The sequence below is a fragment of the Caballeronia sp. ATUFL_F1_KS39 genome, from assembly GCF_023630985.1.
In the GTDB taxonomy this organism is placed as follows: Bacteria; Pseudomonadota; Gammaproteobacteria; order Burkholderiales; family Burkholderiaceae; genus Caballeronia; species Caballeronia zhejiangensis.
In genome coordinates this window covers 1-334 of the sequence record NZ_JALQDZ010000075.1, presented here as the reverse complement: position 1 = coordinate 334, position 334 = coordinate 1, and the positions used below count along the sequence as shown (strand labels likewise).

1 pseudogene is annotated in these 334 nt (G+C 65.0%); it reads right to left on the bottom strand.

Features of this window, described 5'->3' with window-relative positions:
* Positions 1 to 334 (bottom strand): annotated as a pseudogene (locus NCR93_RS31645) (type VI secretion system tip protein VgrG); the annotation flags it as partial.

Here is a 334-nt window from a genome sequence, read left to right as displayed (position 1 = left end):
GATCTTTCGCGCGAGCAATCGGCCCATCGGATCGCGCTCGTAACGCGTCTCGACCCCGGCTTCGGTCGAGGCCGCGACCGTTCTCGTCCAGCTCGGCGTAATCGCTGTCGTCACGCGTGGTAACGCGCGCGCTCAACGTGCCGACGATTTTTGGCCACGAGTGCTCCTGCATCGGAATCCGGTAGGGGCGCTCGGCAGGAATGGCCCGGAACGTGTTGTGATACGACTTGTCGCGCCCGGCTTCGTGGATCACTTCGGACAGCACCATGCCATGCGGCGCATCGGGCAGCTTCTCGTCGAGCCGCACCACCAGCCCCGGACAGAATGCCGACAC